Raw genomic sequence first — 17298 nt, 5'->3', positions numbered from 1 at the left:
CAGTCACCCTCGCCCCGGCGAAAACACGCTGAACAAATTCGAGATCCTACCAGTTTTCCATGTTTTACCGACACGGAGGGTGCCCGCCGCTCCGGCCCAGAGCGTGTCGTCGGGGGCCATTACGTCAACCCCCATCCGATTGGCGAGGTTCTGGGCAAAGCAACTCGGGCCGGCCCCGGTACTGCAACTGAGCAGGCGGACCCCCTGGCCTTCATAGTCGGGATGATTCTGAATGAGCCGCGCAAGTGTGCGGTGGTCAATCTTGGTCTTGTCCGCCAATTGGACCGTTTTCCTCGAGCCATGCGCAACTACGTCGAACCAACCCGGCTTCTGCGCCGTACGCGTCACGTTCTGAGCGAAGACGTCGGCTGAATCCATCAGGACCATCCGCCCAGAAGCACCTGCGGAACCAACTGCGGCGCGGCCCGTGCTGGCCGCAGCTGAAGCCGCAGCGCTGGCACCTCTCGTCGCTACACCGGACAGACCGCGTACGGCAGCTCCGACGGCTTGGCCGGCAACCGCACCGAGTGCTCCGCCCGCCGCGCCGAGCAGACCGCCCATGGCAGTGGCGCCGGCCAGGTCCCAGCCGCGCTTGCCCTCCATGTAGCCGGTGACCGCCGAGCCGACCGCCCCTGCCAGCGCCCCGCAGGCCACCGCTCCGACGCCGGTCCAGCCGATCGCCGCGCCGCAGCCGAGGCCGACGACGGCACCGACGACGATGCCGGCGATCTGCGCGGCGTGGTCCTCGACGAACTGGGTCGCCTTGTCCCACATCTTCTCGGCGCCCTCGACGAGCGGCGCCAGCTTCTGCGCCGCCTCCGCCCAGAGCTTCTGTTTGAACTTCTGCGGGTCCTGAATGGCCATCGTGGTGACCGCGACGACGCTCGCCGCCATCTTGAACCCGGTGGAGACCACCTTGCCGAGTGCGATCAGCGGCTTTGTCAGGGCCTGGATCACCGGCAGCTTGGTGAACTGGACCGCCTTCTTGATCGCTCCCTTGGCAGCGGCGGTCACCGCGACCTTGGCCTGATAGATCCGTTGGGCGACGACCTTCGCCTGTTGTTTCGCCCAGTCGGCGGCGCGTGCCAGTTGATTGATGCCGGAGCGGACCACGTTGCCGACGTACCTGACCGCGCTGACCGCCTTGTCGGCGAGCCACTTCGCCCCGTTGGAGATGGCCCGACCGACGGCCTTGATGCCGGACACGGCGTAATTCCAGGCGGTGGAGGCGTAGCTCTTGGTGTAGTTCCATGCCGTCGACGCGTAGCTGCTGACCGTGCTGGTGACGTTGGAGACGGTGTTGCTCACCGCGCTCGCGGCCCGCTTCATCCAGCGCGGCCAGTGGCCGTCCGGGTCGTCGAAGTCCAGCGGGGCGCCGGCGCCGTAGGTGTACCGGTTGGCCAGGATCGAGTCGCCGGAGGTGTAGTTGACGCTGTCCCGCGAGGTGAACGTGCCGGTGCCCGGCTGGTACCAGCGGGCCCCCATGTCGACCTGCCCGGTGTCCGGGTCGGTCCAGTCCCCCTGGAAGCCGAGGCGTCCGGTGTTCCCGGTGCTGCTCACCTTCTCGCCGAAGGGGTCGTACGTGGTGGAGTCGTTCAGCGTGGACAGTTGGGTGTCGGCCGGGTTGATCGCCGCCACCACGTCGCCGTGTGCGTCGGTCAGCGACAGCCGCTTGTCGGCACCGTGGGCGGTGGCGAGCAACTCGTCGTTCGGGCCCCGGCCGAAGTACTCGACCCCGTCGTGCACCACCTCGTCGCCGAGGCCGGCGTAGACGAAGGTGTTTCCGGTGCGGGACACCAGCCGGTCCAGGCCGTCGTAGCCGTAGGTCTGATCCTTCGCCCCGGTGAGCCGGTCGAAGGCGTCGAACGAGAACTCCTCGGCCAGGCCGGAGCTGGTGCGGGTACGCAACGTGCCACGCGGGGTGTATGCGTAGGTGTAGTCGCCGTCGGACAGCAGCCGGTTGCGCTCGTCGAAGGTCGCGGTCTTGGACCCCGCCCGAACCCGGTTGCCGCTGGCGTCCCAGGCGTAGGTGACGGTCCCGGCCGGGCTGGTCCAGGAGATCAGCCGGCCGGCCTTGTCGTAGTCGTAGGTGTTGTTGCCGCCACCGGCGGTGCCGGTGGTGTTCTTGCTGGTGACGTGGCCGTTCAGGTCGAAGCCGTAGCTGACCGACGCCACCGTCTGGCCGGCCGAGTTGCGCAGCACGTCGCTGTTGACCCGGCCGTAGTCGTCGTAGCCGAAGGTGCGGACCCGGCCGGCGCCGTAGTCGACGGTCTTCACGTCACCGGCGGCGTCGTAGCCCAGCTTCTGCTGCTGGCCGGTGATGCTGTCGGTGAGCGTGTCGAGGCGACCCTTGACGTAGCCGAAGGTGGCCGTCCCGGTGAGGTCGGTGCGGGTGGTCAGTCGGCCGTCGTCGTCGTACCCGAAGCTGGCCGTGCCGGACGGGCCGGCCGTGGAGAGCAGCCCACCCCGGTCGTTCCAGCTGTAGGTGTTGTTGCCGCCGGGGGCGCTGACGCTGGTCAGCTGGCCGGCCTGGTCGTAGTCCAGCGTCCGGGTGGCGGTGGCGGTCTCGCCCCCGGAGCCGGTCTCCGTGGTGAGTCGCCCGGCCGCGTCGAAGGTGCGCTGGCGGCTGACCCCGCCCGGGGCGCTGAGCCGCACGGCGTTGCCGTCGGCGTCGTATGCGACGGTCCAGGTGCGGTCCGCGGCGGCCGGGTGGCTCGCCGTCGACGGCTCGATCGCCGACTCCGGCAGGCCCATCGTGTTGTACGTGTAGATGGTGGAGTTGCCCCGGCCGTCGGTGTAGCGGGTGCGGTTGCCGGCGGCGTCGTAGCCGAACGTGGTGGTGATCGACTCCGTGTCGGTGGTCGGCTCGACCTGCTTGACGAGCTGGTTCGCCGCGTCGTACTCGTAGCTGGTGACGGTGTTGTAGGGGTCCTTCGACGAGGTCATGTTGCCGGCCACGTCGTAGCCGTACGTCTGGGTGCGCAGGACGGATTCGTCGGCCGTGAGATTCAGGGTGCTGATCCGGTTGCCGAACAGGTCGTAGCCGATGCGGGTGGTGCGGCCGAGACCGTCGGAGGTGCGGACCTGGCGGCCCGCGAAGTCGTACCCGAAGATCATGGCCTCGCCGGTCGGCGCGGTGCTGCGGATGATGTCGCCGACCGAGTTGAAGGTGTTGACGGTGGTGGCGCCCGTCGGGGACACCGTCGAGGTCAGGTTGCCCGCGTCGTCGTAGCTGAGGTTGCTGACCAGGTTGCGGGTGGTCGGGCGGCGCTCAACCACGGTCTGGGTGATCTGCCGGTCGAGGTCGTCGTAGGTCGACTCGACCCGGGCGCCGGTCGGCCCGGTGACGGAAAGGACCTCCCCGGTACGGGTGTAGGTGTAGCGGGTGAGCGCCCGGTCGTCGTTGGTCTTCGCCGGCTCGTCCCGGACGGTCAGCCGATTGAGCTGGTCGTACGTGTACCGGGTGGTGCCCGCCGGGTCGATTTCCTCGACGACGTTGCCCAGCGGGTCGTAGCCGCGCCGGGTCTCCGGGGTGACCGGCTGGCTCACTCCCGGCGCCTGATAGGTCGGCGCGAGGCTGCGGACCGGGCGGCCGAGCTTGTCGTACTCGGAGGTGGAGACCCGTCCGAGGGGGTCCTTGACCGCGACCTGCTCCCCGAAGGTGTTGTAGCCGACGGTGCTGGTCGGGTTGGTGGGGACGGCAGGGTTGCCGTCGCTCTCCGCGAGGACGGCCGGGCCGGTCTCCCCGACCTGGCGGCCGAGCTCGTCGTACCGGAACGTGCTGGTGAACGTGGCCTTGTCGGCACCCGCGACGTTGCCGCGCGGGTCGGTGACCGAGGTACGCAGGCCCCGCTTGTCGTACGTGTAGCTGGTCACCCGGGTCTCGGCGCCGGCGGTGACCTTCTCGGTGAGGACGTTGCCGGAGTCGTCGTAGGTGTAGCCGACGACCTCGGAGGCCGCCAGCACCGACCAGTTCAGGTTCGACGGGTTGCCGGAACGGACGGTCTGGGTGACGTTGCCGTTCAGGTCGTAGGTGAAGCTGTTGCTCCGGCGTACCCCGGTCGGGTCCACCACCGTGCTCTTCACCTTGCCGGTCTTGTCCGGGACGTGGTCGGTGATCTGGGTGCCGTTGGCCGCGACCTTGCGGGTCACGTTTCCGGCGCCGTCGTAGGTGTTCTCCTCGACGACGTAGTCGCGCTTGGTGCCGTCGGGGTTGCGGAAGCCCTTCAGGGTGATCTTCTGGAGCAGGTCGTCGCGGTAGTACTGGTACTCCAGCCGCCGACCCATCGCGTCGGTGTCACTGGCCAGCCGGCCGGCGAAGTCGTACGAGTAGGAGTGCAGCACCAGGTAGTCGCCGGTGCCGGTGCCGGGGGAACCGGCCGGGTCGCTGCGCCAGTCCCGCAGACGCACCTCGGCCACCTTGTTCTGCGCCGTGTACGCCCAGTCGTAGCGGTTGCCGTTGGCGTCGGTCATGGTCGTCTTGTTGCCGAACCGGTCGTAGCCGTAGCTGGTCTCGTTGCCCTCGGCGTCGACGACCAGCACCGGGCGGCCCTGGTCGTCGTACTCGGTGCTGGTGACCCGCTCGGGGTCACCACCGAGCAGGTCGGACACGGTGACCTTGGTCGGGTTGCCGTCGGCGTCGTACTCGTTGACCGTCTTGCTCTGGTGCTGCTTGCCGGAGACCGCGTCGGTGGTGACCGGTCCGGTGATCGTCGCGACCCGCGAGTGCACGTCGTAGGTGATCGTCGTGGTGACGCCCGCGGGGTACGCGTCGGAGATGACCTTCTCGGTGATCCGGCGGCCCAGCGCGTCGTAGGTGTACTCGGTCACCAGCCCGGACGGTTCGGTCACCTTGTACAGGTCACCGTTGGTGTAGTACGCGTACCGGGTCACCTTGGAGCGCGCGTCGGTGCTGCTGGCCAGCAGCCCGGACGGGGGGATGCCGTTGATGCCGGCCTCCGCGCCGGTGGTGTACGTGTGGCCGACCGTGCTGCCGTCGGGGTTCGTCTGGCTGGAGAGCTGACCGGTGTAGTGGTACGAGAACGTGGTCCGGTAGGTGTTGTCGGTCGGGCCGCTGGAACGCCCGTCACGCTGCTCGACAGCCAGGTCCGTCCTGGGGTCGAACGGATCGGTGAACGTGGTCGAGTAGGTGTAGTAGTTCGTGAAGCACTGCGTGGAGGTCCGGCAGCTCTTGCGGCTGGCGAGGCGACCCTTGCTGTCGTAGGTCATCTCCACCGAGTCACCGTTCTCGTTGGTGACCTTGTTCTGGAAGCCGTCCGCGTTGTAGGAGAACGAGCGGATGGCCATGCCGTCCAGCGGGTGCCGAACGAAGATCGGCCCACCGGCGTCGCCCGGGATGATGGTGCAGAAGGCGGGGTCGTTCGGGTCGGGCTGGGTGCAGATCGGGGTCGGGCTCGGGCTCGGTGTCGGAGTGGGCTGCCCGGGCCGGTCCTCCTCGCGGATCTCCAGACCCAGCGGGGTGCCCGAGCGCAGCAGACGGCCGGCGAGCGCGTCGTACTCGTACAGGTACGGGCGGTTGGCCGGGTCGAGGACCTGGACGCTGCGCCGCAGGTCCGTGTCGCCGCCGTAGATGGTGGGCTGGCCGACCTTCCAGGTGCCACCGTCGTCGTCGGTGTACTCCTTGACCCGGTCGGTGGCGGTGTCGTACTCGACCTCGGTGGCCACCCGGCCGCTGGGCAGGGTGACCCGGGTCAGCTGTTGGGCGGCCGGCTTGGCGTACCGGAAGTGCGCCGTCGCGGTGGCCGGGCCGATCGGGTGGGAGTAGACGGCGACCTCGTCGATGGTGCCGGCGAAGTAGCGCTGGGCGGTGGCGCCCCAGCCGGGCCAGGACGCCGGCGTGGTCGCCGAGGCGGCACCGACCTGGTTGAAGGTCAGCAGCGAGTGCTCGATGGTCTGCCCGGTCAGGTCGCCGACCTTGACCCCGTCGAGGTACATCGTCTGGGTGTTGGCCATCGCGGAGAGCACCACGTGGTGCCACTTGTTGTCGTTGACCGTGAGGGCCGAGGTGATCGGCGCGATGGTGCCGGTGGCGAACTGGCCGCGGAGCTTGCCGTCGGTGCCGGTGTAGAGCAGCGGGACCCCACTGGTGGCGGCGGTGCCGACGGCCTTGTCCTGGTAACCGAGGAGCGGGCCGCCGGTCTGGGTCAGACCGATCTTGAACCAGAGCTCGACGGAGGCGTCCCGGCTCTTCTTGACCAGCCCCTTGGGCAGTTCGAGGTACGCCGAGGTGCCGTTGAATCCGGCGGCGGTGCCGCTGGTCCCCTCCACCACGCCGGGCTGACCCAGGGTGACGTTGTTCCGGTACGTGCCGGCGTCCTTGCCGAGGTTGATCGCCACGTCGCTGGCCGCGCCGGTGCCCTCGGCCTCGCCCAGGTGGTAGTACGAGTCGGGCTTCGCGTCGAGAACGGCGGTGCGGTAGTGCGAGCCGGCCGCGTAGTCGTAGCTGGTGCACGCGGAGTCCGGGCCGCAGACCTTGGTGAGCAGGTCACCGTTGTAGGTGTAGTTCCAGGTCAGGGCCGCGCCGTCGACCGGGTCGGTCGTGACCGTGGTGATGTGGTTGCCGGTCCAGGTGAAGCGCAACGAGCGGCCGGCGGTGTTCGTCTGGCTGTTGGCGACCTGGGCGCGGGCCAGCTTGCCGCTCATGTCGTAGGTCAGGTTCACGTGGTGCGACGAGTTGTCGGTGATCTTCGTCAGCTTGTTGAGCAGGGAGAACGTGTACGTCTTCCCGGAGCGGTCGAGCAGCTTCCAGGAGCTGCTGTCGACGGTGAGCTTCGCGACCCGTCCCGGCGGCGCGGCGTACGTGCCGTCCGGGTTCTTGCCGAACCGGACCTCCTGCCCGTCCGGGTAACGGACCACGACGTTGCCGGAGCCGTCGTTGTCCGGGACCAGCGTCATGTCGTACCGGCTGGACCAGCCGGCGCCGAAGACCCCGGACGTCCGGGGGTCGAGGCTGTTGTAGGTGCGGACCAGGTTCAGCTCGGGCCCGACGGTCACCACCGTGGCGTCTACCGCGGAGGTGGCGAAGTTGCCGACCTGGGCGTCGAACTCGCGGCCCTGCTCCGCGTCCGGTGAGGTGGCGATCCGGGACAGCAGGTCGGGCTGCGGCACCGCGCTGAGCATCGTCGAGTACGGCGAGATGACCTCGTTGGCGCTGTCCTTCACGTAGGAACGCCACAGGTAGCTCTTGCCCCAGGACATCCGGCCGGCGGGCACCACCCAGGACTGCTTGGCCTGGTAGCCGGAGTTGACGCAGTTGGTCGCCGCGCCGGCGTCGGTCCGGTCGCAGATCTCGAACTTGAACGACAGCGTGGCGCCGGGCGCCGCGTCGGTGTCCACGGCCCGGGCCCAGAGCAACGGGGTGAGCGTCGGGGCCTGGTAGCCGTTCTCCGGGTAGAGCTCCTGCACGACCGGCGGCACGTCGAAGACCTGGAGCACGATCCGGCCGGGCGGCACCTGGTGGTCGGTGAAGACCGCGCCGCCGGTGCGCACCATGGTGAAGTCGAGGAAGTAGGAGCCCGGCTCCAGCCGCTTGATCGTCGCGTCGAGGGTGACCTTCGCGCCACGGGCCAGGGTGCTGCTGAGGTTGGCCGCCCGCTGCTGGGTCACCGCGGCGCCGGTCTGCGCGTTGTAGACCCGGTACGCCAGGTAGTAGTTGGCCGGCGTCCAGGCCTCGGCGCCGAGGTTGGTGACGGTCACCTTCACCTTGCCGTCCTGGTTGCGCAGGACGGGCGGCTCCGGGGTGGGCTTCGGGATCGCGTACCCGGCGTTGTACGGGCTGTGGGTGATGTAGAGCGCCGGCGGGTTGGCGGTGCCGGTGCCGGCGAACTTCTTCCACGCGGAGGTGTCGGTGGTCGACGCGCGCAGGGAGAGGCCGTTGTTGGCCTGCTGGCCGTTGACCCAGCGCTGCACCAGGTTGCGCCCGGCCGCGCCGAGGTCGAACATCTCCCCCGCCGCCGGGCACGCGGACTGGGACTGACCGAGAGCGACGTACCCGTGGGCGAACGAGCGGCTGACCAGCGAGCCGCCCACCGACGGCCCCGGGTACGAGTGGCCGGTGCCGGCCGACCACGACTCGGTGACCGGGTGGACGGTGACCGCCCGGGCCTTGCAGGAGGCGGCGTCGAAGTTGACCGCGGAGAGCGCCGCGCCGTGGATCGTGTGGTTCTGGAGCCGGCTGACCAGGTCGCCGAACTTGAGGTAGGCCGCCGCGTTGGACCCACCGGAGCGGCCTACCAGCAGCTCGCTGCTGCCGGAGGTGGAGCTGCTGCCGTGCACGTACATGCTGCTGTCGGCCTTCACCGCGTCGACCGGTGGGCCGACGGTCGGGTCGACCTCGACCGGGTACGTCCGGGCCGGATCGGTCAGCCAGGCCCGGTCGAGGGTGACCTTCAGCGCCTGCTGGCCACCCGTGGTGAGCAGCTCGTAGACCACCTTCGTGGAGGTGGCCGGGCCGGTGGCACCGGAGCCGGCGTCCATCATGTAGCCCGGCGGGATGATCCCGCGTTGATGCCCGTCCCGGTCGGTCAGGACGACCTGCCCGTCGACGAGCTTCGCGGTGAGGTTGCGCAGGCTCAGCGGGAACACGTACGAGGTGGGCGCCTGGGCCGAGTGCAGGACCAGCGTCTCCTTGACGCCGCCGGGTCGGGGCTCCAGTCGCAGGTCGACCCCGGGGCGTACGCCGGGGTAGGTGACCGCCTTCCCGTCGAGCCGACCCGGTGCGTCGGTGGCCCCGGACAGCCCGAAGCCGAACTCGGCGCCACCGTCGAAGCTCAGGCGGGCCAACTCGCCTGCGGCGCCGCGCCCGGCGAGGCGCAGACCGACCGAGTCGGCAGTGGTCCCCCACCCGTCGGCGGCGGGCGTCAGGGTGTGGTCGATGGGCGCCCAACTGCCGTCGGGCTTGCGGTAGTTGACCGGCGCGGAGGAGAACTCGGTGGTCTGGGTGCCGTCCGCGTTGTCGAACACCCGCTGGTTGGGGCCTCGGTCGGCTGGCCGTTCGCGACTCGTCCGCTTGTCGAAGCCACGGGCGTCGTCGGCGGGCGGAGTGGCGACCGACGCCTTGTTTCGGCCGGCGGCCGGCTTGTCGGCGAGCTTGTGCAGCGGGTACTGCCCGCGCAGGGACGTGGGCACGTCCCGGTTGGTCCGCCCGGGCGTGACGTGCGGTCCACCCGCCGCCGAGCCCCAGGCCTGACTCGGCTTCGGGCCACCGCCACGCTGACCGGCGGAGGTGGCGCCGTCCCGGTCCCGGGCGCCACCTGCCGGCAGCGCCGTCACACCGCTGCCGCCCAGGTTGAGCATCAGCACGCCGGCCATCGCCGCCGCCAGGACGGAGCGCGCGGTGGCGGACCGCACCAGTGAGCGTCGCCTGGGTAGCCGACCACGCAGATCGGTCAGCCGACCGCGTGGGTCGGGCAGACGCCGAATGCTGAAGGACATGGTCAACCCCCGGATCGAGGACGGGCTGGAGAGCAGAGAGGACACGCGACGTCGGCGCGCGCCGGCGCGCGGTCGCGAGAAGCCGTTGAGGATGCCGTCGGGCCGTTCGGGCGGCGGCAGGAAGGGAGCTGACCCACAGGGTCGACGCGGGATTTCAGGAACTGCGAAGAGTCAGTTCGGGTGGACGCGGCCCCCATCTGAATGGGCCGTCCACGGAACCCGGTAACGCTCGGCCAGGGCAGAATGCCAACAGGTCAGCGGTCACAGCTTCACACCCCCGTGTGCTGCTACTCATCAATGTGCCGCCGTACGATCGCAGCGCGCGGACACCGCTGTCAAGGCCGGATGCCCCATGATCACGAGCTAGCCATAATGACCAGCGACGATTACTTTCCGTTAGCCTGCTGACCGATATGCCTGTTACGCCCCGGTCGCTATTGACTTTGGCGACGTTCGCCGACCGTCCACAATGCTCGCCGGGGCGACGGGCCGCCCACCTTCCGCGCGGGAGCGACCGCCCCGACGACGAGCACATCCAGCATGATCACAAACGGTCGGGGGCGCCACGGCGGAAGGATCCACTGTGCGTTTCACCGTCGTTCCGGCAATGACTTCCGACAATTGCCCGCGCTATTCGCAATGCCGTGCCGGCATTGACGTTGGAGAAGGGCCCCCGTCAACGCCGAGCGTTGGCAGGGGCCCTTTCCCACCTCAGAGCTTCTCGTAGCAGGGGCGGTCCAGGTTGTACGCCTTCGCGGTCGGGCCGGTGAACAGGTCCCGGACCTGGCTGACGCCGGTCGGTGACGCCTTGTCCGGCTTGTACACCGCGGTCACCCGCAGCGCGCCGTCGTTCGCACCGGCCGCGTAGTTGCCGGCGGTGGTCGGCAGCATCCCCTCGTAGTCCACCGAGCCGAGCGACTTGACGGCCTTGAGCAGCCCCGAGCGGGTCAGGTCACCGTTGGCGGCGGCCTTCGTGAGCGCCGCCTTCATCGGGTACGACCAGACCCAGCCGGAGGTGTAGCCGTCGTTCGGCGTGACCCCGGGCAGCGCCTCCCGCAACGCCCGGTGCCCCGGGGTGTCACTGCTCCAGGTGTTCCACGGCGCGGTCTGCTCGTATCGGGCCAGCAGCGCCGGGGCGGCCGGGCTCTGCAACAGCGCCGGATTCCAGGTGGGGCTGGTGCCGATGAAGCGGCCGGTGAAGCCGCGCGCCACGGCCTGCCCGACGATGGTGGCCGCGTCGGCGGGGCCCATGGTCAGCACCACCACGTCCGGCTTGCCGGCCAGGATGGCCTGGATCGCGCCAGCCTGCTTGTCGGCACCCGAGTCGGTCTTCACGGCGTTGAAGCGGAGCCCGAGGGTCTGCGCGCCGAGTTTCGCGCCGGCCGCGGCGTCGTCGCCGTAGTCACCGGCCAGGTGCACGGCCATGACCGACTTCGCGGCGTACGCCTCCTTGGCGTAGTCCAGCGCGTTCATCGACTCGATGCAGTAGTTGGCGCCGGACTCGACGATGACGTCCTCGAACGCGTAGCCGGAGGTCCAGGCCGCCGGCGCGGCGATGACATTGTTGGCCTTCATGTCGGCGAGGATCGCGCCGGTGGTCGGTGAGCCGAGGCTCTGCGCCAGCGCCAGCACGTTCGGCTTGATCTCCTGGTACACCTGGTTGTGGGTCTGCGGGTTGTACTTGTTGTCCCGCACGTACCGGGTCACGTCCACCTCGTGGTCGCCGATCCCGCCGGCGGCGTTCACCCGCTTCCAGAACGCCTTCTGCGCGTCGGTGATCGGCACCGCCAGTGCCCGGAACGGGCCCTCGGTGAGGTCGGAGATGATGCCCAGGTAGATGCAGCCCTTGTTCCGGTCCACCGCCTCCGGGCACGGCTCGGAGGTGACCCCCACGTCGGTCTTGAGCCCGGAGGCGTCGGTGGTGGTGTCGCCGCCGCGGCACCCGGTCAGGGCGCCGGCCAGCAGGACGGCGGTGAGCGCGACGGCGGCGGACGGCCTCGGTCTTCTCATGGCTTCCTCGCATCGGTCAGTAGGAGAACGGCCACGCCTTCCAGTAGCTGCGGGCGCGGACCCAGATGCCGAAGAGCCCGCGCGGCTCGAAGATGAGGAAGACGATGATGAGTACGCCGTAGAGGACCGTCTCCACCTGGAAGACGTTCGGCACCTCGTTCGGCTGGGTGCTGATGAACGGCACCCACACCTGCACCTCCCGGGTCAGCCGGGGCAGCAGGGTGATGAAGAACGCCCCGGCGATGGCGCCGGAGATGGTGCCCGCGCCGCCGATCAGCACCATGGCGATGTACTGCACCGACAGCAGCAGGCTGAACGTGCCCGGGTCGAAGAAGCCGGTGATGGTGTAGAGCAGCGCGCCGGCACAGCCGGCGTACGCGGACGAGACCGCGAACGCGACGGTCTTGTAGCGGACCAGGTTCACCCCGATCACGCCGGCCGCGATGTCCCGGTCCCGGATCGCGGTGAACGCCCGCCCGACCCGGGACCGGGCCAGGTTCCGGGCGGCCAGCGCGAACACCACCAGCAGGGCCAGCATCAGCCAGTACAGCTTCTGGTCCCGGGTGGCCAGCGCGTCGGTGACGGCGAGGGGGTGACCGAGGAACTCCAGGGTGGCCGCCGGGCGGCCGACGCCCGCGCCGCCGGTGACCGCCGACCACTCGTTGAAGATGTGCTGACCGATGAAGACCAGGCCGAGGGTGACGATGGCCAGGTACAGCCCGCGCAGCCGAGTGGCCAGCGGCGCGACCAGCACGCCGGCGAGCGCGGCGACCGCGCCGGCGGCCGGCAGCCACAGGGCGATGTCCGTGACACCGAAGCCGAGCACCCGCCCGTCCGGGTCGCCGCTGAGCACCGCCGCGGTGTACGCGCCGACGCCCAGGAAGAACGCGTGCCCCAGCGAGACCTGGCCGGCGTACCCGGTGACCAGGCCCAACCCGATCGCGCCGATCGCCGCCACGCAGCCGACCGCGAGCAGTTGCAGCAGGTCGTCGGCGAGCAGGAAGGGCAGCGCGAGGGCCAGCACCAGCAGCGCCGACGTCCATGCCCGCTTGGCCGGGGTGTCCAGCAGCGCCAGGTCCTGGGCGTACGAGGTACGCAACAGCGGCCGGTTCCTCACACCCGTTCCACCTCCCGGGTGCCGAACAGCCCGTACGGGCGGACCAGCAGCACGACCAGCATCAGCAGGTACGGGGTGATCACCGAGACGTTGCCGCCCAGCCAGCCGATGTCGTTGGCGTAGGTGGCGGTGAGTTCCTGGAGCACACCCACGGCGAGCCCGCCGACCACCGCGCCGGGCAGCGAGTCCAGCCCGCCGAGGATGATCACCGGCAGCGCGGTGAGCGCGATCAACCACAGTGCGCCGTCGACGCTGCCGCCCGCGGCGGCGAACGTGCCGGCGACCGAGGCGAGCCCGCCCGCGAGGGCCCAGCTGATCGCGAAGACCGCGCCGACGGAGACTCCGTTGGCCAGCGCCGCCTCCTGGTCCAGCGCGGCGGCACGCATGGCCAGACCGGTGCGGCTGAACCGGAAGAAGGCGAAGAGCCCGGCCACGAGCAGCGCGGTGGCGAGCAGCGCGGCCAGGTGGCGCTGCTGCACCTCGACCGGACCGACGGCGAGCGTCCGCAGCCCCCACGGGTCGCCGACGTGCCGCACGTCCAGCCCGATGAACGCGTTGACCACCACCCGGACGGCGACGTCCACGCCGAGGGTGATGATGGCGACGACGAACGCCGGGCGGCCGACCATCGGCCGCACCGCCACGCGTTCCACGCCGAGCGCGAGGAGGCCGGTGCCGAGCGCGGCGGCCGGCACCGCCGCCCAGAAGCCGATCGCCGGGCTGAGGTAGGTGACCCCGACGACGCCGGCCAGCATGAAGGCCGGTTGGGCGAAGCTGATCACGCGGGTGGCCTTGTAGATGATGACGAAACCGAGCGCGAGCAGGGCGTAGACGCTGCCGGTGCCGAGCCCGCGCAGCAGGCTCTCGATCAGTTCGCTCACCGGTCACCGCCCGGGGCGTACAGCTCGTCGACGAGGTCGGCGAAGCGTCGGGTGACCGCCTCCCGGCGGACCTTCTGCGTGGCGGTCAGCTCCCCGTCGTCCTCGTCCAGCTCCCGGGGCAGCAGCCGGAAGCGCCGGACCTGCTCGACCGGCGGGTGCCGGCCGTTCACCTCGTCCACCACCGACCGGATCAGGGCGACCACCTCGGGCTTCGCGCACAGGTCGCGGTAGGTGGTGTACGCCAGGCGCCGCTGGCGCGCCCACTGGCCCACCGTGTCCATCTCGATGCCGATCAGCGCGCCCAGGTGGGGGCGGCGGTCGCCGACCAGCACCGCCTCCTTGACGTACGGGGAGGCCTTGAGCTCGTTCTCGATGCCGGCCGGACCGATGTTCTTGCCTCCGGCCGTGATCATGATGTCCTTCGCCCGGCCGGTGATCCGCACGTGCGTGCCGTCGACCCACTCGCCGATGTCGCCGGTGCGTAGCCACCCGTCGGCGGTGCGCACCTCGGCGGTGGCGGCCGGGTCGTCGAGGTAGCCGGCGAAGACGCCGAGGTGCCGGGTGAGGATCTCCCCGCTGGCCTCGTCGATGCGCAGCTCGACGCCGTCCTGGGGCTCCCCGACGGTGCCGAGCTTCACCCGGCCCGGGCGGTTGCCGGTGGCGATCGCCGAGTTCTCCGTCATCCCGTACACCTCGTGCATCGGCACCCCGATGCCCATGAAGAAGCGGAGCACCTCGGGGGCGATCGGCGCGGCTCCCGAGGCGGCGTAGCGCACCCGGCGTACCCCGATCCGCTCGCGCAGCGCCCGGTAGCAGAACAGCCAACCCACGGCGTACGCCAGTCGGGTGCCCGGCGTGTGCCGGCCACCGGTGGCGACCAGGCGGGCGCCGATGCGGTCGGAGACGCGCAGCCAGAACCGGGTGACGGCACGTTTGACCGGGGAGGCGGCCGCCACCCGGATGGTGACGGTGGCGAGGATCTTCTCCCAGATCCGGGGGACGCCGAACAGCAGCGTCGGCTGCACCTCGCGCAGGTTGGCCGGCACGGTGGCGATCGACTCGGCGAAGTTGACCTGCACGCCGCCGCCCGCGGTGCACCAGGTGGTGAAGACCCGCTCGGCGACGTGGCACAGCGGCAGATAGGACAGCACGAGGTCGTCCGGGCCCGGCGGCGGGTCGGCGAGGCCGACGCCGGCGGTGGCGGTCCGCAGCGCGAAGTCCACGTTGGCCACGGTCAGCATGGCGCCCTTGGGCCGCCCGGTGGTGCCGGAGGTGTAGACCAGGGTGGCGAGGTCGTCGCCGGTGGCGGCGGCCATCAGCGCCGGCAGCGCGTCCGGGTGCGCGGCCCGGTGGGCGGCGCCACGGGTCAGGAAGGTGTCCCAGTCCAGCAGCGCCGGGTGGCGGTAGCGGCCCCGGACGCCGCGCGGTTCGAGGTACACCACGGTCCGCAGGCCGGGGCAGTCGTCGAGCACGGCGAGCACCTTGTCGACCTGCTCCTGGTCCTCGGCGATGAGCACCCGGGCGCCGCAGTGCGCCAGCAGGTAGCCGACGTCGCCGGCCGGGCTGGTCGGGTAGAGGCCCACGGTGACCGCGCGTACCGCCACGGTCGCCACGTCGGTCCAGAGCCACTCCCGCCGGTTGTCGGCCAGCACGGCGACCCGCTCCCCCGGCCGTACGCCCAGCGCCAGCAGGCCGTGCGCCACGGTCTGCACCGTCTCCCAGGAGGACGCCCAGGTCACCTCGGCCCAGACGCCGCGGATCTTCTCCCGCAGCGCGACCCGGTGCGGGGTGTCCCGGGCGCGGTCGCGTACCCGGGAGGCGATCGTGGTGGCGGCGGCCCCGGCGGAATCGGCGGCGGTGGCCCCGGACGGCGCGGTGGTGGCGGTCATGCCCGGCTCACCTCCCCCAGGTAGGCGCGGACGACGTCGGGGTGGGCCTGGATCTCCGCCGGCGTGCCGGTGGCGACCGGCTGTCCGAAGTCGACGACCAGCACCCGGTCGGCCAGGTCCATCACCAGGCCCATGTCGTGCTCGACCAGCACGATGGGGATGCCCAGCTCCTCCCGCACGTCGAGGATGTAGCGGGCCATGTCCTCGGTCTCCTCGAGGTTCATCCCGCCGACCGGCTCGTCGAGCAGCAGCAGTTTCGGCTCCATGGCCAGCGCGCGGCCCAGCTCGACCCGCTTCTGCACCCCGTACGGCAGCAGTCCGACAGGCATCCGCCGCCACTGCTCCAGCTCCAGGAACTCGACGATCTCCTCCACGGCGGCCCGGGCGGCCAGCTCGGCCCGGCGCGCCCGGCCCCACCAGGCGATCGCCGCGAGGGTGCCGTAGCGCAGGTGGTGGTGCCGGCCGAGCAGCAGGTTCTCCAGCACGGTGAGGTTGGCGAACAGCTCGACGTTCTGGAAGGTGCGGGCCAGCCCGAGCGCGGCGATCTCGTGCGGCCGCCGGCCGATCAGGTCGACGCCGTCGAAGACCACCCGGCCGGCCTGCGGCCGGTAGACCCCGGAGAGCACGTTGAACACCGAGGTCTTGCCGGCGCCGTTGGGCCCGATCACGGCGAACAGCTCACCGCGGCCGACGGTGAAGCTCACCCCGTCGATCGCGCGGACGCCGGCGAAGCTGAGCCGGACGTCGGTGAAACGCAGGATCTCGTCATCGGTCACGACAACCACCGCTTCCGTCGCCGGTAGTGCTTCACGTCGCGGAACGAGCGCCGCCCGGCATCGGCGCCGGCATGCAGGCCGAGGTAGAACTCCCGGACGTCGTCGTCGGCGAGCAGGTGGTCGGCCGGCTTGTCCAGCACCACCCGCCCGGTCTCCAGCACGTAGCCGTGCGCGGCGACGGAGAGCGCCATGGCGGCGTTCTGTTCCACCAGCAGCACCGCGGTGCCGGCCTCGTTGATCCGGACGATCAGCTCGCGGACCTGCTCGACGAGGCGCGGCGCGAGCCCCAGGCTGGGCTCGTCGAGCAGCAGGTAGCGCGGCCCGGCCATCAGCGCCCGGCCCATCGCCAGCATCTGCTGCTCGCCGCCGGAGAGGTAGCCGGCGGGCCGGCGCCGCCGCTCGGCCAGCACGGGAAAGAGTGTGAGCACCTCGTCCAGCCGGGCCGGAATGCGCCGTGGGTCGGTGTGCCCGCCCAGGCGCAGGTTCTCCTCCACGGTCAGCTCGCCGAAGATCCGCCGACCCTCCATCACCTGCCCGACGCCCCGGCGGACGATCGCCGCCGGGCGCAGCCGGTGCAGCGGCTCACCGTCCAGGGTGACCTCGCCGCGGACCACCGCGCCGTGGTGGATGTCGAGCAGGCCGGTGATCGCCCGCAGCAGCGTGGTCTTGCCGGCGCCGTTCGCGCCGAGCAGCGCGACGATCCCGCCGGATGGGACGGTGACGCTCAGGCCGCGGAGCACCAGCATCACGTCGTCGTAGACGACCTCGAGGTTGCGCACCTGCAGCATGGCCGGCGCTCCCGGGTTCCACTGTGGCGTGCGCCACAGTTACCGGCCATTTAACTACGCGGAACGTCCCGGCAATAGATCGGAACGGCTTGATCTCTGCGAGCGTTATCCGATCGTCGCGGTCAACCCCTCACCGTGCCGCCCGGCGATGAGGGCCTCGATTCGGGCGGCCACCTCGGGCAGGCCACCGTCACCGAGCGGTCGGCCGGCCCGATCAGCATGGCGGGAGCTTAGCCACCGTCACGGGCGACGGGAGCCCGGAGCCGACGGGCGGCGTTGCCCGGGCCAGAGAGGGGTGGGACGGAAACCGCGACTCAGAGGGAAAAGAGCCACCCCGACCGGCTCGCGGGGACCGGTGCCCGACAATGCGTCGGCGTCGTGAGG

At 70.7% G+C, this 17298-nt stretch carries 7 protein-coding genes; all 7 read right to left on the bottom strand.

The window, feature by feature from the left end; genetic code table 11:
- Window positions 1-3: 3 nt before the first annotated feature.
- A complete protein-coding gene (locus AB0K07_RS26360; protein ID WP_363758841.1) occupies window positions 4-9330 on the bottom strand; it encodes a LamG-like jellyroll fold domain-containing protein in 9327 nt (3108 codons plus the stop codon).
- Window positions 9331-10164: 834 nt separating this feature from the next.
- Window positions 10165-11463: an ABC transporter substrate-binding protein gene (locus AB0K07_RS26355; RefSeq protein WP_363758721.1), complete on the bottom strand. Its 1299-nt coding sequence runs from the start codon at window positions 11461-11463 to the stop codon at window positions 10165-10167.
- Between the two features lie 16 nt (window positions 11464-11479).
- On the bottom strand, window positions 11480-12580 hold the full coding sequence (locus AB0K07_RS26350; protein ID WP_363758718.1) for a branched-chain amino acid ABC transporter permease: 1101 nt from the start codon (window positions 12578-12580) through the stop codon (window positions 11480-11482).
- Window positions 12577-13461, bottom strand: coding sequence for a branched-chain amino acid ABC transporter permease (locus AB0K07_RS26345; protein ID WP_363758715.1), 885 nt, complete (start codon window positions 13459-13461; stop codon window positions 12577-12579). The genes AB0K07_RS26350 and AB0K07_RS26345 overlap by 4 nt, the downstream gene beginning before the upstream one ends.
- On the bottom strand, window positions 13458-15350 hold the full coding sequence (locus AB0K07_RS26340; protein WP_363758712.1) for an AMP-binding protein: 1893 nt from the start codon (window positions 15348-15350) through the stop codon (window positions 13458-13460). The genes AB0K07_RS26345 and AB0K07_RS26340 overlap by 4 nt, the downstream gene beginning before the upstream one ends.
- Complete coding sequence (locus AB0K07_RS26335) at window positions 15347-16126, bottom strand: ABC transporter ATP-binding protein (protein ID WP_363758709.1); 780 nt, start codon at window positions 16124-16126, stop codon at window positions 15347-15349. Before AB0K07_RS26335 ends, AB0K07_RS26340 begins: the two co-directional genes overlap by 4 nt.
- Window positions 16123-16914 (bottom strand): ABC transporter ATP-binding protein, encoded by a 792-nt coding sequence (locus AB0K07_RS26330; RefSeq protein WP_363758706.1) that lies wholly within the window; start codon window positions 16912-16914, stop codon window positions 16123-16125. The genes AB0K07_RS26335 and AB0K07_RS26330 overlap by 4 nt, the downstream gene beginning before the upstream one ends.
- Between the last annotated feature and the right edge of the window lie 384 nt (window positions 16915-17298).

This window comes from Micromonospora sp. NPDC049301 (assembly GCF_040678715.1).
Taxonomy (GTDB): domain Bacteria; phylum Actinomycetota; class Actinomycetes; order Mycobacteriales; family Micromonosporaceae; genus Micromonospora.
Note: the sequence above shows the minus strand (reverse complement) of the source record. Positions and strands in the feature narration are given on the sequence as shown.

Bases quoted from the DNA above. Each gene is read 5' to 3' on its own strand.
- AB0K07_RS26340 (WP_363758712.1), bottom strand. From the start codon at position 15,350: ATGACCGCCACCACCGCGCCGTCCGGGGCCACCGCCGCCGATTCCGCC.
- AB0K07_RS26355 (WP_363758721.1), bottom strand. From the start codon at position 11,463: ATGAGAAGACCGAGGCCGTCCGCCGCCGTCGCGCTCACCGCCGTCCTG.
- AB0K07_RS26360 (WP_363758841.1), bottom strand. From the start codon at position 9,330: ATGGCCGGCGTGCTGATGCTCAACCTGGGCGGCAGCGGTGTGACGGCG.
- AB0K07_RS26330 (WP_363758706.1), bottom strand. From the start codon at position 16,914: ATGCTGCAGGTGCGCAACCTCGAGGTCGTCTACGACGACGTGATGCTG.